We start from the raw sequence: 25,981 nt of genomic DNA on the forward strand, positions 1-25,981 counted from the left end.
TCTCCACTCCTGCTGAAATTGAATCGTTTCAGCTTAAATGTGAAAAAAGGCGCCAATCCGTTTGGGTTAGGTAAACCAATTAGCGCTGAAACGTTTCAAGAAGTCTTGCGCTTTACAGGCTTCCTTGCAAGTAAAGCCGCATTTCAGCATGCAGAATTTAGAGTTACAGCACATTTTTGCTGCAGGCAGCTGCCTTTCGGGGGCGTGCAACCGCTCGGCTTCAGCAACTTCAGCAAGCGCAGCGGCGGAATAAAAACCTGTTTTGATTTTTTGTGGGGTAATTGGGGAGGGTATCTGTTTATTTTATAACAAGCGGCGTAAACTCCGCGTCTCTTCATATCACTGATACAGAAACATGCACACCACTCCCGCAGCCGCCTCACCGAAGTCATTTGATTTGACCTCATCGGCGTTTTTAATTGTTGCTTTCCTTACCGGCATTGCCGGCGCGTTACAGACCCCGACGCTGAGCCTGTTCCTCACCAACGAGGTGCATGCCCGCCCGGCCATGGTCGGCTTCTTCTTTACCGGTAGCGCCATTATCGGCATCCTGGTCAGCCAGTTCCTGGCCGGTCGTTCAGACAAGCGGGGCGATCGCAAGTCCTTAATCGTCTTCTGCTGTCTGCTGGGTGTCCTGGCCTGCCTGCTGTTCGCCTGGAACCGTAACTACTTTGTGTTGCTGTTTGTCGGCGTATTCCTTAGCAGCTTTGGCTCTACCGCCAACCCGCAGCTGTTTGCCTTAGCCCGCGAACATGCCGACCATACCGGTCGCGAGGCGGTGATGTTCAGCTCGATCCTGCGTGCCCAGGTGTCGCTGGCCTGGGTTGTGGGGCCGCCGGTGGCCTATGCGCTGGCGATGGGCTTTGGCTTCCCGGTGATGTATATCAGCGCCGCCGTGGCGTTTGTGGTCTGCGGCGCGATGGTCTGGTTTTTCCTGCCGACGATGCGCAAAGAGCCGAAGCTGGCAACCGGGGTGCTGGAGTCGCCGCGCCGCAACCGTCGCGACGCCCTGCTGCTGTTTACCATCTGCACCTTAATGTGGGGCACCAACAGCCTCTATATCATCAATATGCCGCTGTTTATCATTAATGAGCTGCATCTCTCCGAGAAGCTGGCGGGGGTAATGATGGGAACCGCTGCCGGGCTGGAGATCCCGACGATGCTGATTGCGGGCTACTACGCAAAACGCTTCGGTAAGCGCTTCCTGATGCGCGTTGCCGCCGTTGCCGGTTTGCTGTTTTACGTGGGGATGCTCACCGCGCACACGCCAGTAGTATTGCTGGGGTTACAGCTGCTGAACGCCATCTATATCGGCATTCTCGCCGGGATCGGCATGCTCTATTTCCAGGATCTGATGCCAGGTCAGGCGGGCGCGGCCACCACGCTTTATACTAACACCACCCGCGTCGGCTGGATCATCGCAGGCTCCGTGGCGGGTGTCGTGGCCGAGATCTGGAGCTATCACGCGGTATTCTGGATTGCGCTGGGGATGTGCATCGCTACGACGATCTGTCTGACGCGTATAAAGGACATTTAAGGCGCGGTAAGCGCCTCGAGTTCGAGCAGCCAGGTCATGGCCTGGCCGCGCGTATCGCCGCACATCTCCCGCGACGGCTGCAGGCCAGCACACACTTTGGGCCGCGAGCTCAAGCCGAAAATTTTGCAGCGCTGTTGCGCGTCCAACTGCACGCAGGGGGTATTGGCAGGCTTGCCGTTGGGCATCCCGGGAATGGGGCTGGTGATGGAGGGGGCGGTGCAACATGCTCCGCAGTCCGGACGGCAATCCATATTCGTACTTTACCTGAAAGAAAGCCGCTCCCGCGGGCGTGACGGGCACAGTAACACCTTTTGCGTATTGATAGCAAAAGCCGCGAAATCCGCTTGCCTGAAATGCCGCGCGCGAGTACTTTGACGCGATATTTTTGACCTTCCCGTTAACAGGATTACTGCAATGCCAAGAGCGAACGAAATTAAGAAAGGTATGGTGCTGAATTACAACGGCAAGCTGCTGATTGTAAAAGACATCGATATTCAGGCACCCAGCGCCCGTGGCGCAGCAACGCTGTACAAAATGCGTTTCGCTGATGTGCGTACCGGTCTGAAAGTTGAAGAGCGTTTCAAAGGCGACGATATCGTGGATACCGTTACCCTGACCCGTCGCTATGTCGATTTCTCATATGTTGACGGCAACGAATATGTCTTTATGGATAAAGAAGACTACACGCCATACATCTTCACCAAAGATCAGATCGAAGAAGAGCTGCTGTTTATTCCGGAAGGCGGCATGCCGGATATGCAGGTTCTGACCTGGGATGGCGTTCTACTGGCGCTGGAGCTGCCGCAGACCGTTGATCTGGAGATCGTGGATACGGCGCCGGGCATTAAAGGCGCATCCGCGTCTGCACGTAACAAACCTGCAACCCTGACCACCGGTCTGGTCGTGCAGGTGCCGGAATACCTCTCCGCAGGCGAGAAAATCCGCATCCATATCGAAGAAAAACGCTATATGGGTCGTGCTGACTAAGTGCGGGCTGTTTTGCCGGGTGGCGGCTTCGCCTTACCCGGCCTACAAAAGCTCGCATAAAAAAACCGGCTCATTGGCCGGTTTTTTTGTAGGCCCGGTAAGCGCAGCGCCACCGGGCAACAAGGCTTAAAGAAGCTCAGGATATTTGGTCATCTTCAGCGCCAGCTCCACGCCGCGCACTTCCGCCATCCCTTTCAGACGGCCAATGGCCGAATAACCCGGGTTGGTTTTCTTACGCAGATCGTCCAGCATCTGGTGCCCGTGATCCGGACGGAATGGAATAGGACGCAGATCCCCCGCCTGCTTACGGCGTTTCTCTTCACGCAGAATGGCATCCACGACCGCCACCATATTCACGTCACCGCCGAGGTGCGCCGCTTCGTGGAAGGTCTTCGGATTCTCTTCCCGGCAGGTTGCCCGCAGGTGGGTAAAGTGAATGCGGTCGCCGAAGGTTTCAATCATCTGCACCAGGTCGTTGTCGGCCCGCACGCCGTAGGAGCCGGTACACATGGTGAAGCCATTGCTGATGCTGTCGACCGTCTCTTTCAGCCACTGCATATCCTCAATGGTGGAGACGATACGCGGCAGGCCCAGGATAGGACGCGGTGGATCGTCCGGGTGAACCGCCAGACGCACGCCCACCTCTTCCGCCACCGGCACGATAGCGCGCAGGAAGACGGCCATATTTTCCCGCAGCTGGTTTTTATCGATGTTGCCATACTCCGCCAGGCGCGCACGGAACTGGTCGAGGGTGTAGCCCTCTTCCGCACCCGGCAGGCCGGCGATGATATTCCGGGTCAGCTTTTCGATATCCGCTTCGCTTGCCGCATCGAACCACGCCTGCGCCTGCTGCTGCTCTTCTGCAGTATAGTCAGCCGCTGCGCCTTCACGCTTCAGGATATGCAGCTCGAACGCGGCAAAGGCGATCTGGTCAAAACGCAGTGCCTTTGAACCATCCGGCAGCTGATATTCGAGGTCGGTACGCGTCCAGTCGAGGATCGGCATAAAGTTGTAGCATACGGTGTCAATGCCGCAGGTCGCGAGGTTGCGAATGCTCTGCTGGTAGTTGGCGATACAGGTCTGATAGTCGCCGGAGTGGGTTTTGATCTCCTCGTGAACCGGAATGCTCTCCACCACCGACCAGGTGAGTCCTTTTTCGGCCAGCAGCGCCTGACGCGCTTTGATCTCTTCTACCGGCCACACCTGACCGTTAGGAATATGGTGCAGCGCGGTGACAACGCCCGTTGCGCCAGCCTGACGCACGTCATCAAGAGAAACAGGATCTTTGGGTCCGTACCAACGCCAGGTTTGTTCCATCGATTCACCCTCAAAAGTTGTTATACCAATATTTCGTCATGTGATGACGACTACCATACATGCATGCGGAAACAGGTCAACTCGCCTCGCAATATTGATTGATCCATCTCACAGTTCCCGGATATTTACGGCTTACCAATTCAATTTGTTGTCATATAACTTTACACTCACCTTGTTAATTAATGGTTAATCAGGTGTTTATTTCATGAAGACAATTGCCTCCACCGCGCTTCCCGCTCACGTGTTGCAGCCGCAGTACGATCGTCAGGCGTTACGCTCCCGTATCGTCCATTTCGGCTTTGGCGCCTTTCATCGCGCCCATCAGGCACTCCTGACCGACCGGGTGCTGAACGCCAAAGGCGGCGACTGGGGGATCTGTGAGATTAGCCTGTTTAGCGGCGATACGCTGATGAGCCAGCTGCGCGCGCAGGATCATCTCTTTACGGTGCTGGAAAAAGGCGCCGACGGAAATCAGCCGATTATCGTCGGGGCGGTACATGAATGCCTGAACGCTAAACTCGATTCGCTGGCGGCCATTATTGAGAAGTTTTGCGAGCCGCAGGTGGCGATCGTCTCCCTGACCATCACGGAAAAGGGCTACTGCATCGATCCGGCCACCGGCAAGCTGGATACCCACAACGAACGTATTATTCACGATCTGGAGTACCCGGATGCGCCGCACTCGGCGCCGGGTATCCTGGTCGAAGCTCTGCATCGCCGCCGCGAGCGCGGCCTGGCACCGTTCAGCGTGCTCTCCTGCGATAACATTCCGGACAACGGCCACGTGGTGAAAAATGCGGTGCTGGGGATGGCCCACAAGCGCTCGCCAGAGCTGGCGGAGTGGATCGCCGCCAACGTCAGCTTCCCGGGCACGATGGTGGACAGGATCGTACCCGCCGCCACCGACGATTCCCTTGCGGAAATCGCCCGCGAAGTGGGGGTTGAGGATCCGTGCGCCATTAGCTGCGAGCCGTTTATTCAGTGGGTGATCGAGGATAACTTTGTTGCCGGTCGCCCGGAGTGGGAAGTGGCCGGAGTACAGATGGTGCAGGATGTCCTCCCCTGGGAGCAGATGAAGCTGCGCATGCTCAACGGCAGCCACTCTTTCCTCGCCTATCTCGGCTATCTGGCCGGTTTCGCCCATATTAACGACTGCATGGCCGACAGCGCGCTGCGTGACGCCGCTCGTCGTCTGATGCTTAACGAACAGGCGACGACGCTGCGCATCACCGGGGTGGATCTGATCGCCTACGCCGACAGCTTGATTGAGCGCTTCGCCAACCCGGCACTGCAACACCGCACCTGGCAGATTGCGATGGATGGCAGCCAGAAACTACCGCAGCGAATGCTGGAGAGTATCCGCCTCCACCTGCAGCGCGACACCGCCTGGCCACTGCTGGCGCTGGGAGTCGCCGGATGGATGCGCTACGTCAGCGGCGTGGATGATGCGGGCAATGCCATTGACGTGCGCGATCCGCTGAGCGATAAAATTCGCGCCATCATTGAGACCAGCAGCGAGGAGGAGCGCGTGACCGCCCTGCTGGCACTGAATGAAATCTTTGGCCACGACCTGCCTCAGGATCCTCAGTTCGTGGAGGCCATCACCCAGGCTTACCAGCGTATCAGCCAGTCGGGCGCGCGCCAGGCGATTATCGACACGCTGTCGCTTTAACCTTTATTGCGCTTAAGGCGAGCGGGGAGTCTCCCGTTCGCCCTTCCCCTTTCCAAGGCTGTTCTTTTCCGCCAGGATTATTGATAATTGTTATAGCATTACATTTATCACCCTGGAGCACCTGTGACTAAAACCAACCTCATTACCGGTTTTCTCGGCAGCGGGAAAACCACGTCGATACTGCACCTGCTGGCCAATAAAGATCCTGACGAAAAATGGGCCGTGCTGGTCAATGAATTTGGCGAGATCGGCATTGATGGCGCGTTGATGGCCGATAACGGGGCGCTGATAAAGGAGATCCCAGGGGGATGCATGTGCTGTGTCAACGGCCTGCCGATGCAGGTGGGGCTGAATACCCTGCTGCGACAGGGCAAGCCCGACCGACTGCTGATTGAACCTACCGGGCTCGGTCACCCAAAGCAGATCCTCGACCTGCTGACCGCTCCGGTCTATGAGCCGTGGATCGATTTACGCGCCACCCTGTGCCTGCTCGATCCCCGTCAGCTGCTGGACGAAAAGTTTGTCCAGAACGAGAATTTCCGCGACCAGCTGGCAGCCGCCGACATCATCATTGCCAATAAAGAGGACCGCGCCACCCCGCAAAGCCGCGCTGCGCTGGAACTCTGGTGGCAGCACTTCGGCGGCGAGCGTCAGCTTGCGCACACCACCCAGGGGAATGTGGACAATGCCCTGCTCGACCTGCCGCGGCGTAATCTTGCTGAACTGCCCGCCAGCGCAGCCCATTCCCACAGCCACGGCGAAAAACAGGGTCTGGCGGCACTGAGTCTGCCTGCACACCAGCGCTGGCGTCGCAGCCTGAACAGCGGCCAGGGGCATCAGGCCTGTGGTTGGGTCTTCGACGCCGACACCTGCTTCGATACCATCGGTTTACTGGAGTGGGCGCGGCTTGCGCCGGTTGAACGGGTGAAAGGGGTAATGCGTACGCCCGATGGGCTGGTACGGATTAATCGTCAGGGGGAAGATTTCTTCATCGAAACGCAGGGTGTGGCGCCGCCGGACAGCCGAATAGAGTTAATTAGTGCGGTTAACACCGACTGGAATGCCTTACAGTCGAGCTTGTTGAAGCTTCGTTTAAGTTCGGGGAACTAACGTTGCCCTGATTGAACTACTTACGGCGTAATGATGAAAACCCGACTTTTCCCCATTTTATTGCTTAATGTCGCCGGTGTGGCGCTCTTTTTATCCTGGTATCTGCCGGTCAACCACGGTTTCTGGTTCCCGCTGGATAGCGGGATATTCCACTTCTTTAACCGGCAACTGGGAGAGAACCGCGCCTTCCTGTGGCTGGTAGCAATTACCAATAACCGTGCCTTTGACGGCTGCTCGCTGCTGGCGATGGGTTATCTGATGCTGACGTTCTGGCGAAAAGAGAGTCCCGCCGGGCGCCGACGTATTCTGATGATTGGCCTGGTGATGCTACTGACCGCGGTGGTGCTGAACCAGCTGGCGCAGGCCCTAATACCGGTGAAACGCTCAAGTCCGACGCTATTTTTCCCGGATATTTACCGCGTCAGTGAATTGCTGCATATTTCGACAAAAGATGCCTCTAAAGACAGTTTCCCAGGCGATCACGGAATGATGCTGCTTATTTTCAGCGCTTTTATGTGGCGTTATTTCGGCCATAAGACTTTCGTATTAGCCCTGATTATTTTTGTGGTTTTCGCATTCCCTCGAGTAATGATCGGTGCGCATTGGTTCACTGATATTGCCGTTGGATCCCTTTCTGTGGCGTTGATTGGGCTTCCGTGGTGCCTGATGACGCCATTGAGTGAGCGTTTAATCGCCTTCTTTAATCGTTACCTGCCCGGCAATACAACAAAATCGAAACAAGTTACTAACCGAAATTAACAATAACCATCAGGGATCATAACCGATCCCTGATAGATTTTTCCCTCGATTTCATCTTCTTTGTCATCTTCCTGTCACATTAATAACGTTAGAAATTAACGCGTTGTACATTACTTAACCTAAATCACCCTGTCTGACCACGTTCCCGTCAAGTTACTTTTACTATCATATTTCCTTATAAAAAAATTGAGTATTTTTACTCGCAATACCTGTCTCAATCAGGTAATCTCAGACTCGTTTTACCTCAGCGCCACAATTATTATCGTTGTAAATAAATTTGTGCGATTCGCCACAGATTTGACCATAAAGAATTGTCTGTTAGTGCGCAGGTATTTAGTCTCGTCTCGCTTGGCATTTTTTATAACGATATTTGTCGTTAAGGACTTCAAGGGAAAATAAACAACATGGTCAAATCTCAACCGATCTTGAGATACTTCTCACGGGTAATCCCGGCGATTGCAGTCGCGGTTCTGCTTTCAGCTTGTAGCGCATCGAACACCGCAAAGAATATGCATCCTGAGACGCGTGTTGTGGGGTCAGAAGACGCCTCTTCACTGCAAGCTTCTCAGGATGAATTTGAAAAGATGGTCAGCAATCTGGATATCAAATCCCGATTAATGGACCAGTATGCCAGCTGGAAGGGCGTGCGCTATCGCCTGGGCGGCGAAACACGTAAAGGCATTGATTGTTCCGGTTTCGTACAGCGTACCTTCCGCGAACAGTTTGGTTTAGAACTTCCGCGTTCAACCTATGAACAACAGGAGATGGGCAAATCGATTTCGCGTAATAGCTTACGTACCGGCGATTTAGTTCTGTTCCGTGCGGGTTCAACCGGCCGTCATGTCGGCATCTATATTGGTAACGACCAGTTTGTTCACGCGTCCACCAGCAGTGGTGTGACGATCTCCAGTATGAACGAGCCATACTGGAAAAAACGCTACAATGAAGCGCGTCGTGTACTGACTCGCAGTTAACCGCCTGTGCTGTCCGTTTCCCTTGACTGACAGCATGGAAAAAAGCACTGCTATGGCAGTGCTTTTTTTTTATCGCAGGACGCGATAAGTCTGGACGGCTCGTTCCAGGCTATAGTTTTGTTGTTGCGTGAGTTTAGCCGTCATGATAATGCGGGCGGCAAATCAGGATCCCATAACATTTATGTTTACCCGCCATTTATCTTCCCGCCGAAAGGTGCTGATGCTCAGCGTACTTTCGGCTCTTATCGTCGCCCTGCTCTGCGGCGGTATGCAGTTTTTTTTCAGTTACCATAAACGCGAAGTAAAATACGATAACCTGATTAAAGACCTCCATGACTACATGGAAAGTTATTTTAAAGAGCTGCGCGTTTCTGTTGATGAATTACAGCCGCTGACGCTCAGCGAGTGCCCGGATGTACGCTCTGAACTCACCTCCCGCGCGTCATTCAGCCTGAACGTCCGCGCCTTTCTGCTGGTGAAAGATAAAATGGCCTTCTGCTCATCAGCAACCGGGCCGATGCATGTCGCGCTCAGCGAACTGGTGCCGGAAATTGACGCAACTAAAGCGGTAGATATGGCCCTGCTGCCGGGTACGCCAATGATGCCGAAAAAACCGGCCATTGTGTTGTGGCATCGTAATCTGCTGATGAAAGATGGCGGGATATTTACCTCTATTAACCTCAACCTGACCCCTTATTTGCTTTATACCGCTCGCCAGGATGAGTTTGCCGGTATTTCCCTGATCATTGGCAATACGGTTTTTTCCACCTATTCAAACCGCATCACCCACGTTTCGGAGCTGAAAGAGCGCCCTGCGCGCTCAAGCAAAATTGAAGGACTGCCGCTCACCGTTAATCTCTACGCCGAAAGCTGGACGATGGAAGATCTGGTCTTCGCACTGCTGTTTGGTCTGTTGTGCGGCTCCAGCGTCGGGGTGCTCTGCTTCTACTGGCTGATGATGCGCGCCAACCCGCGGAAAGAGATCCTCACCGGCATTAAGCAGAATCAGTTTCATGTGGTCTACCAGCCGGTGGTGGGTGCCAGCGATTTGCAGATGCGGGGCGTGGAGGTGCTGATGCGCTGGCAGCATCCCGGCGCGGGGGCGATCCCGCCGGATGCCTTTATTAACTTCGCAGAGGCCCAGCAACTGATTGTGCCGCTGACGTTGCACCTTTTCGACCTGATCCTGCGCGATGCACCGGCATTAGCGAAACGGCTGCCGCCAGGCTCCAAGCTGGGCATTAATATTTCGCCAGGTCACCTGCACGCCGACAGCTTTAAAGATGACATGCGCAAGTTTGCCGCCTCGCTGCCGCCGGATCATTTCCAGATTGTGCTCGAAATTACCGAGCGCGACATGCTCAATCAACGGGAAGCGACAAAGCTGTTTGAGTGGCTGCATCTGGAAGGTTTTGAAATCGCGGTGGATGATTTCGGCGCCGGACACAGCGCCCTGATCTACCTTGAGCGTTTTACCATGGACTACCTCAAAATCGACCGGGGTTTCGTGAATGCTATCGGGATGGAAACTGTCACCTCCCCGGTACTGGATGCGGTGCTGACCCTGGCCCGGCGGCTGAATATGGTGACCGTCGCCGAAGGTGTTGAAACCCCCGAGCAGGCGAAGTGGCTGCGCGATCACGACGTCAATCTGCTGCAGGGCTACTGGATAAGCCGGCCCCTGCCCCTGGAGCAGTTCCTGAACTGGCAACCTGATATTCACCTTGATAGCGAATAATTGCCCAACCACCGCTACGTCACTTATTATTCTGATATCTTGCCCGGGCAGAACAGATAAGGAAAACGTAGCGTAATGATAGTGCGCATTGTGGTGCTGATGGTGGCGTTGATAAGCGGGTTCAGTCAGGCGCAAACCATTAAAGAGAGCGACGCCTTTGCGGTTATTGGCGAGCCAAAATATGCCATCAATTTCGATCACTACGATTACGTCAATCCCGCCGCGCCAAAAGGGGGCGCTGTGACCCTGGCGGCAAATGGCACCTTCGATAATTTCAACCGCTATGCCCTGCGCGGCGTGGCGGCAGAAAGAACCGACGCCCTCTACGATACCCTCTTTACCACGTCAGACGACGAGCCCGGCAGCTATTATCCGCTGGTAGCTGAGACCGCCCGCTATGCCGATAATTTCTCCTGGATGGAATTGACCATCAACCCGCTGGCGCGGTTTCACGACGGTACGCCGGTCAAAGCCAGCGATGTCGCCTTCACCTTCCATAAATTTATGACCGAGGGCGTCCCCCAGTTCCGGCTGGTCTACAAAGGGGCGACGGTGACCGCCATCGCGCCGCTGACGGTGCGCATTACCCTTGCCAGTCCTAATAAAGAGGACATGCTGAGCCTGCTCACCTTGCCGGTAATGCCGGAAAAGTTCTGGAAAGATCATAAGCTCAGCGACCCGCTCTCCACCCCACCGCTGGCTGGCGGGCCGTATCGCATCACCAGCTGGCGGATGGGCCAATATGTGATTTATTCCCGGGTAAAAGATTACTGGGCGGCAAACCTGCCGGTAAACCGGGGCCGCTGGAATTTCGACACCCTGCGCTACGACTACTATCTGGATGACAACGTGGCCTTCGAAGCCTTTAAAGCGGGTGCCTTTGATATGCGGGTCGAGAGCAGCGCTAAAAACTGGGCCACACGCTACAGCGGAAAAAACTTTGATCGCGGCTTTATCGTGAAAGAGGCGCTGAAAAATGATTCCGCGCAGGACACGCGCTGGCTGGCATTTAATATTCAGCGCCCGGTATTTACCGATCGCCGCGTGCGCCAGGCCCTTACCCTCGCCTTCGATTTTGAGTGGATGAACAAGGCGCTCTTTTATGGTGCCTACAGCCGTGCCAACAGCTATTTCCAGAATACCGAGTATGCCGCCCAGGGCTACCCGGATGCCGCGGAGCTGACGCTCCTCGGCCCATTAAAAAATGCAGTTCCCCCGGAAGTGTTTACGACTCGCTTTCAGCCCCCCGTCTCGAAAGGCGACGGCTTTGATCGTAACAATCTCCTGAAAGCCAGCCAGCTGCTGGACGAGGCGGGTTGGGTCATCCGAAATAAGCAGCGGGTCAATAAGCAAACCGGCAAACCGCTCAGTTTTGAACTGCTGTTGGCCTCCGGCGGCAACAATCAGTGGGTACTGCCGTTCCAGCACAACCTGGCGCGGCTGGGCATTACCCTGAATATCCGTCAGGTGGATAATTCACAGCTCACCAACCGGATGCGCAACCGCGATTACGATATGATGCCGCGCCTGTGGCGGGCCATGCCGTGGCCGAGCAGCGATCTGCAAATCTCCTGGGCCTCTCAGTACATTGATTCCACCTACAATTCACCGGGGGTGAAAAACCCGGCGGTGGATAACCTGATTGCGCAAATCGTCGCCGCGCAGGGGGATAAAGCCAGACTGGTACCGCTTGGCCGGGCGCTGGATCGGGTACTGACCTGGAACTATTACATGCTGCCAATGTGGTTTATGGGGGAAGACAGGGTCGCCCGCTGGGATAAGTTCGCCCTTCCCGCCCAGCGCCCGGTTTATTCTCTCGGGTTTGATACCTGGTGGTATGACGTTAACAAAGCGGCGAAATTACCCGCCGAACGGCGTTAAGGGATCGCAATGGGCGCATATTTACTTCGTCGTTTACTGCTGGTGATCCCCACCCTGTGGGCGATCATCACCATCAACTTTTTTATCGTGCAGATTGCTCCGGGCGGCCCGGTGGATCAGGCCATTGCCGCCATCGAGTTCGGTAACAGCGGGACGATGCCCGGCGGAGGCGATGCGGGCATGCGCGCCAGCCACGCCCGCACCGGGGTCGGCAATATCAATGAGAGCCACTATCGCGGCGGGCGCGGGCTCGATCCGGAGGTGATCGCTGAGATCACCCAGCGGTACGGCTTCGACAAACCGATCCATGAGCGCTACTTCAAAATGCTGGGCGACTATCTGCGCTTCGATTTTGGCGACAGCCTGTTCCGCAGCGCCTCGGTGCTGCATCTGATTAAAGAGAGCCTGCCGGTCTCCATTACTCTGGGGCTATGGGGGACGCTGATCATCTATCTGGTCTCCATTCCGTTAGGTATTCGTAAGGCGATGGATAACGGCAGCCGGTTCGATATCTGGAGCAGCACCTTCATTATTATTGGCTATGCGATCCCGGCGTTTCTGTTTGCCGTCCTGCTGATTGTCTTTTTCGCCGGGGGAAGCTACTTCGATCTCTTCCCGCTGCGCGGGCTGGTCTCGACCGATTTCAGCAGCCTGCCGTGGTACAAAAAGATAACTGACTACCTGTGGCACATTACCCTGCCGGTGCTGGCGACGGTGATCGGCGGCTTTGCGGCCCTGACCATGCTGACCAAAAACGCCTTTCTTGACGAGATCCGCAAGCAGTATGTGGTCACCGCCCGCGCCAAGGGGGTGAGTGAGCGACGCATCCTGTGGAAACATATTTTTCGCAATGCCATGCTGCTGGTGATCGCCGGTTTTCCGGCCACCTTTATCAGCATGTTCTTTACCGGTTCCCTGTTAATTGAGGTGATGTTCTCCCTCAACGGCCTGGGACTGCTCGGCTATGAGGCCACCGTTTCGCGGGATTATCCGGTGATGTTTGGCACGCTCTATATTTTCACTCTGATTGGCCTGCTGCTGAATATCCTGAGTGATATCTGCTATACGCTGGTCGATCCGCGTATTGATTTTGAGGGTCGCTGATGCTGCGCTTAAGCCCCGTCAACCAGGCCCGCTGGGCTCGCTTTCGTCACAACCGCCGCGGCTACTGGTCGCTGTGGATCTTCGCCCTCTTTTTTGCGCTGAGCCTCTGTTCGGAGATCATCGCCAATGACAAACCGCTGCTGGTGCACTTTAACGATCGCTGGTACGTGCCGGTTTTCAAGGATTACAGCGAGAGCGACTTTGGCGGCCCCTTTGCTACCGCGGCGGATTATCAGGATCCGTGGCTACAGGCGCAATTAAAGGAGCACGGCTGGGTGCTCTGGACGCCGGTCCGCTTTGGCGCCAACAGCATTAACTTTGCCACTACCACACCGTTCCCGTCGCCACCCTCGGCACAAAACTGGCTGGGTACCGATGCCAACGGCGGCGATGTGCTGGCGCGTATTCTGTACGGTACCCGCATCTCCATACTGTTTGGCCTGCTGCTGACCCTGTTTTCCAGCGTCATGGGGGTGCTGGCCGGGGCGATCCAGGGCTATTACGGCGGCAAAATTGATCTCTGGGGACAGCGGTTTATCGAAGTCTGGTCCGGCATGCCAACACTGTTTTTAATTATTTTGCTCTCAAGCGTGGTGCAGCCTAACTTCTGGTGGCTGCTGGCTATCACAGTGCTGTTTGGCTGGATGGCCCTGGTAGGCGTGGTGCGGGCGGAGTTCCTGCGCACCCGCAACTTCGACTACATTCGCGCCGCCCAGGCGCTGGGGGTGAGCGATCGCGGGATCATTTTCCGCCACATGTTACCTAATGCGATGGTCGCCACCCTCACCTTCCTGCCATTTATTCTGTGCAGTTCTATTACTACCCTCACCTCGCTCGATTTTCTCGGCTTCGGCCTGCCGCTGGGCTCGCCTTCCTTGGGGGAGTTGCTGTTGCAGGGCAAAAATAACCTGCAGGCGCCATGGCTTGGGATCACCGCTTTCCTCTCCGTTGCTGTACTGCTCTCCTTGCTGATTTTTATTGGCGAAGCGGTACGCGATGCCTTCGACCCGAATAAGGCGGTTTAAGATGACGCAGCCTTTACTTCACATCGACGCGCTCTCCGTTGCTTTTCGCCAGCAGGACGAGCTGCGCACCGTGGTGAATGATATCTCCCTGAAAATTGACGCCGGCGAGACGCTGGCGCTGGTTGGCGAGTCGGGTTCCGGGAAGAGCGTCACTGCCCTGTCGATCCTGCGTCTGCTCCCCGCCCCGCCGGTGGTCTATCCCCAGGGCGATATCCTGTTTCACGGCCAGTCCCTGCTGCATGCTGACGAGCGCACGCTGCGCGGGGTGCGCGGGAATAAGATCGCCATGATCTTCCAGGAGCCAATGGTGTCGTTGAATCCGCTGCACACCCTTGAAAAACAGCTTTACGAGGTGCTCTCCCTGCACCGCGGGATGCGTAAAGAGGCCGCCCGGGGAGAGATGCTGGACTGCCTCGAACGCACCGGGATCCGCAACGCTGCAAAACGGCTTGCCGATTACCCGCATCAGCTTTCGGGCGGTGAGCGCCAGCGGGTGATGATTGCCATGGCGCTGCTGACCCGTCCGGAGCTGCTCATCGCCGATGAGCCCACCACCGCGCTGGATGTTACGGTGCAGGCGCAGATCCTGCAGCTGTTACGCGAGCTGCGCGACGAGCTGAACATGAGCCTGCTGTTTATTACCCACAATCTCAGCATTGTGAGAAAGCTGGCCGACCAGGTGGCGGTGATGCAGAACGGTCGCTGCGTGGAGCAGAACCGCGCCGCGCCGCTGCTTGCCGCACCGCAGCACTCCTACACCCAACGCCTGCTCAACAGCGAGCCCGCAGGGGATCCCATCCCACTGCCGCAAGATGTTCAGCCGCTGCTGCGGGTGAAGGATCTCTCGGTGGCGTTTCCGCTACGTAAAGGCATCCTGCGCCGGGTGGTGGATAACAAGCAGGTGCTGAACAACGTCAGCTTTACCCTGCGCCCGGGTGAGACCCTGGGGCTGGTGGGTGAGTCCGGCTCCGGCAAGAGCACCACCGGGCTGGCGCTGTTACGCCTGATCGCCTCAAAGGGGGAGATCCTGTTTGACGACAAGCCCCTGCATGAGTGGGATCGCCGCCAGATGTTACCCGTCCGCCACCGGATGCAGGTGGTTTTTCAGGATCCTAACTCTTCTCTTAACCCGCGCCTCAACGTTCAGCAGATCATTGAGGAGGGGCTGCGGGTGCATCAGCCCGATCTTAGCCTGCAAGCGCGTGAAGAGGAGGTCATTCGGGTAATGGGCGAAGTGGGGCTCGACCCGCAGACCCGGCATCGTTACCCCGCCGCCTTTTCCGGCGGCCAGCGGCAGCGGATCGCCATTGCCCGCGCGCTGATTTTGCGCCCGGAGCTGATAATTCTGGATGAGCCGACCTCATCCCTCGATAAAACCGTTCAGGCGCAGATCCTGGCGCTGTTGAAAGATTTACAGCGAAAACACCGTCTGGCCTATATTTTCATCAGCCACGATTTGCAGGTGGTACGTGCGCTATGTCACCAGGTGATTGTGTTACGTCAGGGAGAGGTGGTCGAGCAGGGAGACTGTCAGCGCGTCTTTGCCGCGCCGACGCAGGAGTATACGCGTCAGCTGTTAGCGTTACGCTGACGCTCAGAAAGGATTCTGGCCAGAGAAAGGCTCGGCGATAGCCACGCCGACGTTTTTCAGGCGGCAGGTTGCCGCAAACTCATCCTGGCTTTTCACGAACAGGCACGGCTCGCCTTCGCACTCCAGTACCGAGCTGTAAAGCTCAATGTCCGTCAGCGCCTGGCTCAGTTTTTCCATCAGCGGCCATGCGTTGCCCTCTTCCGGGCTCAGCAGTTTGAGCGCCACCAGACAGTTATCAGGGGTTGTTCCGCTTTGCGGAATCGGTTCAACTTTCGAGCCTGCAAAACCCGCCGACCAGCGATAGCTCTGCGGCAAGCGATGCACAATTGAGAGCTGTAATGTATTCACGTTTATTCCCCGGAAGCAAATTTACTTCACAATCTATTTACATTTATAGTAACACAACATTAACCGCCTGCTCTGTTTTTAGTAAGAAAACGCTTACATCCAGGATTTATGGGTTCAGACGTCTTGTTTTTCAGGGCTTTCTGGCGGTGTTTCAGGGTTGTAGCGGCGCTATATGTACCCGTTTCTGTGATCTAACACAACCTTTTTAACTACAAAGCTGTGACTATTTACACAAATAGATTTTACATAAAAGAAACAAACATGAGGTGAGTGAACCACATCCTGGTTGACCTGTATCAAAAAAGGGCTCCGACAGAGCCCTTTTTTGTGCATCAGTTCACCGATTTTCTTGGCCGACTCGCGTAAAGGCAGAAAAGAATTGAGCCAGTGGCGCACAGCGCAATTGACCAGAGCATCGGCCAGGCGCTGTTAAACGTCGCCAGTGAAAGCAGCGCGCCGACAATGGCGCCAATACCAAAGCGGAAAGTCCCCGCCAGTGAAGAGGCGGTACCAGCCATATGTGGGAATTCGTCGAGGATGACCGCCATTGCGTTGGACGAGACCATCGATATACAGCCAACAAACGCCGCAATACCGATCACCAGCGCCCAGAATCCGAAATCAAAGTAAGCGGTCACCACCATCCACACCGCCATCACGAACTGGATCCACAGCCCGATGCGGAACATATTCAGTGCCCCTACCCGGCGCACGAAGCGGCTGTTGATCATCGTCAACACGAAGATGAATACCACGTTCAGCGCGAAATAATAGCCAAATTGCTGCGGTGAGACATGGTTAAGTTCAATGTAGACAAACGGCCCGGCGCTGAGGAATGAGAACATGCCGGCAAAGCTGAAACCGCTGGCCAGCATGTAGCTCAGCACGCGCTTATGGCGAAACAGCGAGGCAAAGTTGCCAAGCGTGGTGCGAATATGAAACTTCTGCCGGTGTTGTGCAGGCAGGGTCTCTTTAATAAAGAAGAAGATCATTGCCGAGGCCAGCAGGGCCGCCAGCGCCAGGATCCAGAAAATGGCGTGCCAGCTAAACCAGACCAGCACCGCCCCCCCGACCATTGGCGCCACCAGCGGCGCGACGGTGGTCACCAGCATGACGAATGACATCATGCGGGAGAACTCCTCCTTCGGGTAGATATCGCGCATCAGGGCATTGATGACCACGCTTGCCGCCGCAGCCGCCAGGCCGTGGAAGAAACGCATCACAATAAGGTGATCGACGGACTGCGCCATCGCGCAGGCCATCGCCGCGCCAGCGAACACCAGCGTGCCGCCCAGCACCACCGGTTTGCGCCCCAGGCTGTCGGCCATTGGCCCGTAAAGCAGCTGACCGAGGGCAAAACCGAGAATATAGCTGCTGAGGGTCATTTGTACGCTGCCTGCCGGCACACCAAACTGCTCGGCGATCACCGGCAGTGCAGGCAGATACATGTCGATAGACAGCGGCATCAGCATGGCCAGCAGGCCAAGAATAAAAACAATGCTGAACGACGAGTGTGGCCTGGTGGTCACAATTAACTCCTGAAATTAGCGTGAAGAGAGGCCAACGCTGGCAATTTCTTCTTCCGTTAACGGGCGGTATTCGCCTGGCTCAAGGTCCGGGTCGAGAGCGATAGCCCCGATCCGTTCGCGATGCAGACCGACAACGTGATTTCCCACGGCAGCAAACATGCGCTTCACCTGATGATAGCGCCCTTCGCTGATGGTCAGACGCACCTCGGTTGGGGTAATAACTTCCAGCACGGCAGGTTTGGTCAGATCTTTTTCATTATGCAGCTGAACGCCGTGGGCGAACTGCTCTGCTGTACTGTCGCTCACCGGATTTTCCAGCGTCACCAGATAGGTCTTTTCACAATGGTGGCGCGGCGAGGTGATCCGGTGTGACCACTGACCGTCGTCGGTCATCAGCACCAGGCCGGTGGTATCGATATCCAGACGCCCGGCGGCATGCAGCTTGTGGGCGACCGGCTCATCGAGAAAATAGAGCACGGTGGGATGGTCGGGATCGTCGGTAGAGCAGACATAGCCTTGCGGTTTATTGAGCATGAAGTAGCGCGGGCCATTCTGCTGCGTCAGCGAATTGCCTTCGTACTCAACCTGATGGTCAGGCTGGAGTTTGAACGCGCTGTCTCGCACAATATCACCCTCCACGGTAACGTGGTTGGCGCGGATCAGACGCCCGGCAATAGCGCGGCTTACGCCGAGTTGCTGAGCGATAAACTTATCAAGTCGCATGAAATATTTTAAGCCTTAAAGGTGCCAGGAGCCGGACAATGCGTCCGGAAAAGAAGCAGTCAGGAACAGCCAAGTATAACGGGCTCTGTGCGCCACTCAAGGGAAAAAGTTTCGTGGCATAATATGAGCGAGATAACCAAACCGAGACCCCATGACCTTTACACTTCGCCCTTACCAGCAAGAAGCCGTGGACGCTACCCTCGCCCACTTTCGTCAGCATAAAGAACCGGCGGCCATTGTCCTGCCCACCGGCGCGGGCAAAAGCCTGGTGATCGCCGAGCTGGCGCGCCTGGCCCGGGGCCGCGTGTTGGTGCTGGCGCACGTCAAAGAGCTGGTGGCGCAAAACCATGCCAAATATCTGGCGCTGGGTCTGGAGGCTGATATTTTTGCGGCTGGCCTACAGCGCAAAGAGAGCCACGGCAAAGTGGTCTTTGGCAGCGTGCAGTCGGTGGCGCGCAATCTGGACAAGTTTCAGAGCGAATTCTCGCTGCTGATCGTGGATGAGTGCCACCGCATCAGCGATGATGATGATAGCCAGTATCAGCAGATTTTAACTCACCTGAAGAGCGTGAATCCGCAGATCCGCCTGCTGGGGCTCACTGCCACGCCGTTCCGCCTCGGTAAGGGCTGGATTTATCGCTTCCATTACCATGGCATGGTGCGCGGCAATGAAAATGCGCTGTTCCGCGACTGCATTTACGAGCTGCCGCTGCGCTACATGATCAAACATGGCTACCTGACCCCACCGGAGCGGCTGGATATGCCGGTGGTGCAGTATGATTTCAGCCGGTTACAGGTGCAGAGCAACGGCCTGTTCAGCGAGGCGGATCTCAACCGCGAGCTGAAAAAGCAGGATCGTATCACTCCCCATATCATCAGCCAGATCATGGAGTTTGCCGCCACGCGCAAAGGGGTGATGATTTTTGCCGCCACCGTGGAGCACGCCCGGGAGATCACCGGCCTGCTGCCTGCCAGCGAGGCCAGGCTTATCACCGGCGAAACGCCGGGCAGCGAGCGCGACCGGCTGATTGAGGATTTTAAGGCGCAGCAGTTCCGCTATCTGGTTAATGTGTCAGTGCTTACTACCGGCTTTGATGCCCCGCACGTGGATCTGATCGCCATTCTGCGCCCGACCGAATCCGTCAGCCTTTACCAGCAGATCGTGGGCCGCGGCCTGCGACTGGCCCCCGGTAAAACCGACTGCCTGATCCTGGATTATGCCGGGAACCCGCATGACCTGTATGCCCCGGAAGTAGGTGCGCCAAAAGGCAAAAGTGACAACGTGCCGGTACAGGTGTTTTGTCCCGCCTGCGGCTTTGCCAATACCTTCTGGGGTAAAACCACCGCCGACGGCACGCTAATTGAACACTTTGGCCGTCGCTGCCAGGGCTGGTTTGAAGATGACGAGGGCCATCGCGAACAGTGTGACTATCGCTTCCGCTTTAAAAACTGCCCCCAGTGCAACGCCGAAAACGATATCGCCGCCCGCCGCTGCCGCACGTGCGATGCGGTGCTGGTCGATCCCGACGATATGCTGAAAGCGGCCCTGAAGCTGAAGGACGCCCTGGTGCTGCGCTGCAGTGGAATGGCGCTGGCACACGGTGCCGATGATAAAGGCGAATGGCTGAAAATCACCTATTACGATGAAGATGGCGCCGATGTAAGTGAGCGCTTCCGTTTGCACACGCCCGCCCAGCGTACCGCCTTTGAACAACTGTTTATCCGCCCGCACACCCGTACGCCCGGCGTACCGCTGCGCTGGATCACCGCGGCGGATATCGTTCATCAACAGCCGCTACTGCGTCACCCGGATTTTGTAGTGGCGCGAAAAAAAGGGCAGTTCTGGCAGGTGCGAGAAAAAGTGTTTGATTATGAGGGCCGCTTCCGCCGTGCCAATGAATTGCGGGGATAGCGGGACTTTTCATTGATGTGAAAGCCATTTGAGTATAAAATGCCGCCCGCTTCACATCCGTGAGGCAGAACACTCACCTGTTGCTGGGTCGCCTGTAGCAGGATTTTTTATACAGAGAGAAATCAATGTTCACTATCAATGCAGAAGTACGTAAAGAGCAGGGTAAGGGTGCGAGCCGCCGCCTGCGCGCAGCTAACAAATTCCCGGCCATCATCTATGGCGGCGAAGCTGCTCCTGTCGCAATCGAACTGGACCACGACAAACTGTGGAACCTGCAGGACAAAGCTGAGTTCTACAGCGAAGTTCTGACCATCGTTGTTGACGGTAAAGAAGAGAAAGTTAAAGCTCAGGCAGTACAGCGTCACGCTTTCAAGCCAAAACTGACTCACATCGACTTCGTTCGCGCGTAATCGCAAACTTGTCGAAAAAAAACCCCGCATTGCGGGGTTTTTTTATGGCCGTTATTTGCCGCCAGAGGTGCGACGCTGCAGCTGATCCCGCAGATTTGGCGGAGTGCCTTTAATGGTCAGCGTGTCGGTCGCCGGATCCCAGAAAATGCGCTCGCCGAGCAACATGGCATCAAAGTTGATGGTTAATCCACCGCCGCTACCGGCAAATTTGGTGAGCTGACGCAGGGTACTGCGATCCGCCGGGAAGCTCTCTTCCAGCTCGTAGCCTTTCTCTGCCGTAAAGTCCTGGAAGCTCACTTCGCTGACGCCCGCCAGCTCTTTGGAGAGCGATTCCAGTTCAATCTCTTCGCCCGCCTGCAGCTGTTCGTTGCAGTAGGCATAAACCTGTTGGCGCACGTTCTGGCGTTCCGCTTTGTCCAGCTCGGCTTCTGCAGTGAAGTCATCCACCGCCTGCAGCAGGCCTTTATTCTGCGCTTTGGCATTCAGCCCTTCGCTGGCGCCGAGGAAATCCATAAAGAAGTCGGCCACCTTGCGCCCTACCCGGCCTTTCAGGAAGGTCAGATAGCGGGTGGATTCAGGATTGGTTTCCCATTCGGTCAAATCGATACGCGCCACAATATCCGCGTGGTTAATGTCCAGATAGTGGGTCGAGCTGATATCCAGCTGCTCGTTGACGCGCATGCTGCTTAAGTTGTTCAGCACCGCCACCAGCAGGTACTCGACCGCCAGGTAACGGTAGTGGCAGAACAGGACGATGCCACCATCGGCAAAGGGGTATTTTGCCAGCTCATCGCGCAGGCGGCCGGTGGCGGCCCGGCTGAACGCGAGAAAATCGTCTTCACCCTGACGCTGCTGGCGCAGCGCCTGCGCCAGTTCGCTCTCTTCGCTGAACAGGCCGTAGGCTTTGTTTTTGGCACTGTATACCCGATGCAGCTCCGCCATCATGTCAACAACGGTAGGCGTCGGTTCCAGTAACGAATCGCGCAGCACCAGCTCAAGGGTTTGCTCATCACGCTTGATAAGCTGGTGCAGGGCAATCTGGTTGATATCCAGACTCATGTTAAACTCTCCTTTTAGACCGGGCCGTATTCAACCACCCCCCAGTCATGTATGCAACCGAAGATAAAAAAGGGGAAAAAAAGCTGTTGCTACGGTAATATGTTGCCCTTTCCTCCACAAACAGATTTCGATTTATGCCACAACTCTCCCGCTACAGTGATGAACACGTTGAACAAATGCTCAGTGAGCTGCTCAACGTACTGGAAAAACATAAGGCACCGACCGACCTTTCCCTGATGGTTCTGGGAAATATGGTGACTAACCTTATCAATACCAGCGTTGCGCCGGCCCAGCGCCAGGCGATCGCGAAATCTTTCGCTCAGGCCTTACAGTCTTCGGTTAACGACGACCAGGCGCACTAAGGGAAACGAACGACAGTTTATGGTGACGAATCGTCAGCGCTACCGTGAAAAAGTCTCCCAGATGGTTAGCTGGGGGCACTGGTTTGCCCTGTTTAACATTCTGCTGGCGATGGTGCTTGGCAGTCGTTATCTGTTTGTCGCCGACTGGCCGACGACGCTTGCCGGACGGGTTTACTCCTGGATAAGCGTCATTGGCCATTTCAGCTTTCTGGTGTTCTCCACCTATTTACTGATCCTCTTCCCGCTGACGTTCATCGTCATGTCGCAGCGACTGATGCGGTTTATCTCCGCTATCCTCGCCACCGCAGGCATGACGCTGCTGCTTATCGACAGCGAAGTCTTTACCCGTTTTCACCTGCATCTTAATCCCGTCGTCTGGGAACTGGTGATCAATCCCGACCAGAACGAAACGGCGCGCGACTGGCAGCTGATGTTCATCAGCGTGCCGATTATCCTGCTGATTGAGATGCTGTTTGCCACCTGGAGCTGGCAAAAACTGCGCAGCCTGACGCGGCGCCGTCGCTACGCCAAACCGGTGGCCGCCCTCTTTTTTGTGGCCTTTATTGGCTCGCACTTTATGTATATCTGGGCGGACGCCAACTTCTACCGCCCCATCACCATGCAGCGCGCGAACCTGCCGCTCTCCTATCCAATGACCGCCCGTCGCTTCCTTGAGAAACACGGTCTGCTGGATGCGCAAGAGTATCAGCGCCGCCTGATTGAACAAGGGGATCCTGAAGCGGTATCGGTGCAGTATCCGCTCAGCGATCTGCGCTACCGTGACATGGGTCAGGGACAAAACGTTCTGCTGATCACTGTCGACGGTCTGAACTACTCGCGCTTTGAGAAACAGATGCCGGCGCTGGCGGAGTTCGCCGAGAAGAACATCAGCTTTACCCAGCATATGAGCTCCGGTAACTCGACCGATGCCGGGATCTTTGGCCTGTTCTACGGTATTTCACCAGGCTATATGGACGGCGTGCTGTCATCGCGTATCCCTGCCGCGCTCATTACCGGGCTCAACCAGCAGGGCTATCAGCTGGGGCTGTTCTCTTCAGATGGTTTCAGCAGTCCGCTCTATCGCCAGGCGCTGCTGTCCGACTTCTCACTGCCGACCACGCAGAGCCAGTCCGACGAACAGACCGCCGGGCAGTGGATCAGCTGGCTGCACCGTTATGCCCAGGACGACAACCGCTGGTTCTCCTGGGTTGCCCTGAACGGCACGACGCTGGATGACAGTAACCAGAAAACCTTCAACCGCCGCTACGCGCAGGCCGCAGGCAATGTCGATACCCAGATTGCCCGGGTGCTGGACGCGCTGCGGGAATCTGGCAAGCTGGAGAATACCGTGGTGGTGATCACCGCTGGCCATGGCGTACCGCTGGGCAGCGAGCGCAACGATGTCGACTGGGCGCGCCCTCGCCTGCATGTTCCGCTGGTGATCCACTGGCCTGGTACGCCGTCGCAGCGCATTAACATGCTGACCGATCATAAAGATGTGATGACGACCCTGATGCAGCGTCTGCTCCACGTCAGCACGCCAGCTAATGAGTATTCCCAGGGTCAGGATCTGTTCAGCGCAACGCGTCGTCATAACTGGGTGACGGCTGCCAGCAACAACACGCTGGCCGTCACAACGCCAACCCTGACGCTGGTGCTGAACAGCAACGGTAATTACAAAACCTATAATCCGCAGGGTGAGAAACTCAACGACCAGACGCCGCAGTTAAGCCTGCTGCTACAGGTGCTGACGGATGAGAAACGGTTTATTGCTAACTGATTTAATATTAATCAGTTAGCCTGCACCACCCTTGCAATAAATGCGGAAATAGGTAGTATGAATTTCACGTGTCGGCACGTAGCGCAGCCTGGTAGCGCACTGTCATGGGGTGTCAGGGGTCGGAGGTTCAAATCCTCTCGTGCCGACCAAAAATTCCTCAAAAAACCAACCTTCGCGGTTGGTTTTTTTTTGTGTCGTCCACCCGGGAGCATCATGCCAGGCAGGTGCGCCATACCTGACTTGCCTGTTTTTTAGCCACCTTCGGTTGGATTTGAGAGCGAAAAGCGTCTAATCATCAAAAAAATGCAGGCGAGTGGCAGTAAATCTACTTAAATCACTAAAAACAATTATAACTCGAACCGATTAAAGCACGCCTTTTAAGCCAGAAAAAATAAACAGTTAAGAAAATCTGTAATAAAAGTCCGTAATCAACACCCTTTTTACTTAAACACTTACGATATACCTTCCCGTGAAAGATAAGAATATAATATGTATCGGATAAATTCATTCATCAAATTTATTAGACGAACCTGTAATACATTCGCTGCGCTAATGGTTTAATAAACACTGGCATGGCAGTCATTTTAATTAAAAATTGAATTCAATTAATCGCCTGTACAAACAAATACCTACTCATTAAACTAGCCTCACATTCGAAACATGAGACGTTTGAATGTAATTCACTAAACGGAAACTCCCGGCAATATAATATTCCCAGTTCACTGCGAATATTCACTTAATATATAAGATTGCTGACGACTTATTACGCCAGGTGAATAAGACTGCTCCACCATAACGGATTAATACACTAAAGGAATAAAAGATGAAAAAATTAATGTTAGCTGGTTGCATCGCTGCCGCTTTTGTTTGCTCTAACGCTATGGCAGATGTGACTGCTTCCGCTACCGCTACCTGGGATGCAAGCGCAACTAAAGATACTACCAGCGCACTGGTTGTGACCCCACTCAAATCTCTCTCTTTCCAGTATGCAGAAGGCATTCAGGCGTTTAACACCCAGAATGGCGCTTTCGACATCACTATTAAAGGCCAGTCTGGTGCCACCGACTTCCTGCTGACCTCTCAGATCGTGACCAACACCCTGAGCCGCGCTACTGATACCTCTACGCTGGACGTAGGTATTAAATGGAATGGCCAGGCTCTGAGCAAAACCGAAGCTTTAAAACTGATCGATACTGCTAATAACGTCTCTGCAGGTCTGGACGCACTGGCTGTAAGCACTGCTTACGCAGGTAAAGATCGTACTTCTACTCAGGGTAACTTCACCTTTGGTATCGACTCTGCAACCAGCGACGGCACCAGCAAAGTTGAGTTCGCCGATCTGAACGACGGCTACTGGAGCGGCGACGTTAAGGTACAGTTCAACGCAGTGTGGACTACCGCTTAATTATTACCCCCGCAGTACCCCTCTAATGGAAAGAGACAAGGAGACTATTAGTCTCCTTTTAATGTAAGGATACCCCATGAAATTAAGTTATCTTTGCGCGGCTGCGTTATCTCTGGCAATTGTGTTTCCTGCTCAGGCAATTAACGTTGGGGATGTCACCTCAATAATTACCTCAAAAAATAATAGCCTGGCAAAAGAAATTGAGAATAACACCGAGGCTGCGCGATTCGTTACCGTTAAAGTTGAAAGACTATCCTCCCCGATGGCTGATGGCAAAATCATTCCAATGGCAGACCGGTCCGAATTACTTTCAACACCAGCAAGTTTAATATTACCCGGCTATGCCAAAGAAAACTTCCGTTTCATTTATAACGGACCAGCCGATGATAAAGAGCGCTATTATCGCCTGTCATGGACTGATGAACCCATCTCAGAATTTGACGGCACCAAAGAAAGCAAGCTCGGTCAGGCGACCACCTCAGCAGTCATTGGTACCATTCTGGTTGTTGCACCACGTAAAGAGCACTTCGACTATAAGCGCCAGGGTGGCGAGATAACCAACACAGGCAACGTTTCTTTCCGTGTTATTTCCTATGGCCCTTGTAAAGATAAAAAGAAGGATGACGGAAAGGGCTGCCGTGAAAGATATAATTTAATGCCTGGGCTCAGCGTAAAAATAAAACATACCGATCTCAACAATAAAATGACCCGTATTGGCATCTGGCATGGTGAGCAGTTAATTCACGCAAAATAGAGAC

General features: G+C 55.0%; 24 protein-coding genes and 1 tRNA gene. 19 read left to right on the forward strand and 6 right to left on the reverse strand.

Going from position 1 to position 25,981, the window contains the following annotated elements; all coding sequences use genetic code 11:
- Window positions 1-18: 18 nt before the first annotated feature.
- Both GNG26_RS15260 and setB read left to right on the forward strand, forming a co-directional pair.
- Entirely contained in the window at window positions 19-309 is a 291-nt protein-coding gene (locus tag GNG26_RS15260) for a hypothetical protein (RefSeq protein ID WP_156239391.1), read from the forward strand.
- A 46-nt stretch (window positions 310-355) separates the two neighbouring features.
- Window positions 356-1,537 (forward strand): sugar efflux transporter SetB, encoded by a 1,182-nt coding sequence (gene setB, locus GNG26_RS15265; protein ID WP_114386086.1) that lies wholly within the window; start codon window positions 356-358, stop codon window positions 1,535-1,537.
- On the opposite strand, the gene GNG26_RS15270 is transcribed toward setB, so the two are convergent.
- A complete protein-coding gene (locus GNG26_RS15270) occupies window positions 1,534-1,788 on the reverse strand; it encodes a YkgJ family cysteine cluster protein (protein WP_114386085.1) in 255 nt (84 codons plus the stop codon). The genes setB and GNG26_RS15270 overlap by 4 nt on opposite strands.
- A 163-nt stretch (window positions 1,789-1,951) precedes the next feature.
- Between GNG26_RS15270 and yeiP the strand changes: the two genes are divergently transcribed.
- A complete protein-coding gene (gene yeiP, locus GNG26_RS15275) occupies window positions 1,952-2,524 on the forward strand; it encodes an elongation factor P-like protein YeiP (protein ID WP_103825003.1) in 573 nt (190 codons plus the stop codon).
- A gap of 126 nt (window positions 2,525-2,650) precedes the next feature.
- Here the strand turns inward: yeiP and uxuA are convergent, their stop codons facing one another.
- Window positions 2,651-3,841, reverse strand: coding sequence for a mannonate dehydratase (gene uxuA / locus GNG26_RS15280; protein ID WP_156239392.1), 1,191 nt, complete (start codon window positions 3,839-3,841; stop codon window positions 2,651-2,653).
- A gap of 205 nt (window positions 3,842-4,046) precedes the next feature.
- Between uxuA and GNG26_RS15285 the strand changes: the two genes are divergently transcribed.
- From GNG26_RS15285 to yejF, 9 genes are all read left to right on the forward strand, one after another.
- Window positions 4,047-5,513, forward strand: a complete 1,467-nt coding sequence (locus GNG26_RS15285; RefSeq protein WP_156239393.1) for a mannitol dehydrogenase family protein — start codon at window positions 4,047-4,049, stop codon at window positions 5,511-5,513.
- Window positions 5,514-5,636: 123 nt separating this feature from the next.
- Window positions 5,637-6,623: a GTP-binding protein gene (locus tag GNG26_RS15290; protein WP_156239394.1), complete on the forward strand. Its 987-nt coding sequence runs from the start codon at window positions 5,637-5,639 to the stop codon at window positions 6,621-6,623.
- 33 nt (window positions 6,624-6,656) lie between these two features.
- Window positions 6,657-7,382: a phosphatase PAP2 family protein gene (locus GNG26_RS15295; protein ID WP_114314420.1), complete on the forward strand. Its 726-nt coding sequence runs from the start codon at window positions 6,657-6,659 to the stop codon at window positions 7,380-7,382.
- 404 nt (window positions 7,383-7,786) lie between these two features.
- Window positions 7,787-8,356: a bifunctional murein DD-endopeptidase/murein LD-carboxypeptidase gene (gene mepS, locus GNG26_RS15300; RefSeq protein WP_103180364.1), complete on the forward strand. Its 570-nt coding sequence runs from the start codon at window positions 7,787-7,789 to the stop codon at window positions 8,354-8,356.
- Window positions 8,357-8,537: 181 nt separating this feature from the next.
- Entirely contained in the window at window positions 8,538-10,094 is a 1,557-nt protein-coding gene (locus tag GNG26_RS15305) for a cyclic di-GMP phosphodiesterase (protein ID WP_156239395.1), read from the forward strand.
- Window positions 10,095-10,169: 75 nt separating this feature from the next.
- Complete coding sequence (locus GNG26_RS15310; RefSeq protein ID WP_156239396.1) at window positions 10,170-11,975, forward strand: extracellular solute-binding protein; 1,806 nt, start codon at window positions 10,170-10,172, stop codon at window positions 11,973-11,975.
- A gap of 9 nt (window positions 11,976-11,984) precedes the next feature.
- Entirely contained in the window at window positions 11,985-13,079 is a 1,095-nt protein-coding gene (locus GNG26_RS15315) for a microcin C ABC transporter permease YejB (protein WP_114314418.1), read from the forward strand.
- The gene (locus GNG26_RS15320) at window positions 13,079-14,104 is read left to right on the forward strand and encodes an ABC transporter permease (protein WP_156239397.1); all 1,026 of its coding nucleotides are present in this window, start codon (window positions 13,079-13,081) and stop codon (window positions 14,102-14,104) included. The genes GNG26_RS15315 and GNG26_RS15320 overlap by 1 nt, the downstream gene beginning before the upstream one ends.
- A 1-nt stretch (window position 14,105) precedes the next feature.
- Window positions 14,106-15,695: a microcin C ABC transporter ATP-binding protein YejF gene (gene yejF, locus GNG26_RS15325; protein WP_156239398.1), complete on the forward strand. Its 1,590-nt coding sequence runs from the start codon at window positions 14,106-14,108 to the stop codon at window positions 15,693-15,695.
- Between the two features lie 3 nt (window positions 15,696-15,698).
- Here the strand turns inward: yejF and GNG26_RS15330 are convergent, their stop codons facing one another.
- The 3 genes from GNG26_RS15330 to rsuA form a co-directional block, all read right to left on the reverse strand.
- On the reverse strand, window positions 15,699-16,043 hold the full coding sequence (locus tag GNG26_RS15330) for a YejG family protein (protein ID WP_103180374.1): 345 nt from the start codon (window positions 16,041-16,043) through the stop codon (window positions 15,699-15,701).
- Between the two features lie 332 nt (window positions 16,044-16,375).
- Window positions 16,376-17,572: a Bcr/CflA family multidrug efflux MFS transporter gene (locus GNG26_RS15335; protein ID WP_156239399.1), complete on the reverse strand. Its 1,197-nt coding sequence runs from the start codon at window positions 17,570-17,572 to the stop codon at window positions 16,376-16,378.
- A gap of 15 nt (window positions 17,573-17,587) precedes the next feature.
- Window positions 17,588-18,295, reverse strand: a complete 708-nt coding sequence (rsuA, locus tag GNG26_RS15340; RefSeq protein ID WP_103824993.1) for a 16S rRNA pseudouridine(516) synthase RsuA — start codon at window positions 18,293-18,295, stop codon at window positions 17,588-17,590.
- A 151-nt stretch (window positions 18,296-18,446) separates the two neighbouring features.
- Between rsuA and GNG26_RS15345 the strand changes: the two genes are divergently transcribed.
- Together GNG26_RS15345 and rplY are read left to right on the forward strand one after the other, a co-directional pair.
- Window positions 18,447-20,207 carry a DEAD/DEAH box helicase gene (locus GNG26_RS15345; protein ID WP_156239400.1) on the forward strand — a complete coding sequence of 587 codons (1,761 nt, stop codon included), beginning with the start codon at window positions 18,447-18,449 and terminating at the stop codon, window positions 20,205-20,207.
- Window positions 20,208-20,332: 125 nt separating this feature from the next.
- The gene (gene rplY, locus GNG26_RS15350) at window positions 20,333-20,617 is read left to right on the forward strand and encodes a 50S ribosomal protein L25 (protein ID WP_103824991.1); all 285 of its coding nucleotides are present in this window, start codon (window positions 20,333-20,335) and stop codon (window positions 20,615-20,617) included.
- 51 nt (window positions 20,618-20,668) lie between these two features.
- On the opposite strand, the gene yejK is transcribed toward rplY, so the two are convergent.
- Window positions 20,669-21,676 (reverse strand): nucleoid-associated protein YejK, encoded by a 1,008-nt coding sequence (gene yejK / locus GNG26_RS15355; protein ID WP_156239401.1) that lies wholly within the window; start codon window positions 21,674-21,676, stop codon window positions 20,669-20,671.
- Between the two features lie 134 nt (window positions 21,677-21,810).
- Between yejK and GNG26_RS15360 the strand changes: the two genes are divergently transcribed.
- The 5 genes from GNG26_RS15360 (at window position 21,811) to GNG26_RS15380 (ending at window position 25,977) form a co-directional block, all read left to right on the forward strand.
- On the forward strand, window positions 21,811-22,038 hold the full coding sequence (locus GNG26_RS15360) for a YejL family protein (protein WP_032612681.1): 228 nt from the start codon (window positions 21,811-21,813) through the stop codon (window positions 22,036-22,038).
- Window positions 22,039-22,057: 19 nt separating this feature from the next.
- The gene (yejM, locus tag GNG26_RS15365) at window positions 22,058-23,818 is read left to right on the forward strand and encodes an LPS biosynthesis-modulating metalloenzyme YejM (protein ID WP_103824989.1); all 1,761 of its coding nucleotides are present in this window, start codon (window positions 22,058-22,060) and stop codon (window positions 23,816-23,818) included.
- Between the two features lie 72 nt (window positions 23,819-23,890).
- A tRNA-Pro gene (locus GNG26_RS15370) sits at window positions 23,891-23,967 on the forward strand.
- 674 nt (window positions 23,968-24,641) lie between these two features.
- Entirely contained in the window at window positions 24,642-25,223 is a 582-nt protein-coding gene (locus GNG26_RS15375; RefSeq protein ID WP_114314412.1) for a common pilus major fimbrillin subunit EcpA, read from the forward strand.
- Between the two features lie 76 nt (window positions 25,224-25,299).
- Window positions 25,300-25,977 (forward strand): hypothetical protein, encoded by a 678-nt coding sequence (locus GNG26_RS15380; protein ID WP_103824987.1) that lies wholly within the window; start codon window positions 25,300-25,302, stop codon window positions 25,975-25,977.
- Window positions 25,978-25,981: the final 4 nt, after the last annotated feature.

The organism is Leclercia sp. J807, assembly GCF_009734465.1.
In the GTDB taxonomy this organism is placed as follows: Bacteria; Pseudomonadota; Gammaproteobacteria; order Enterobacterales; family Enterobacteriaceae; genus Enterobacter.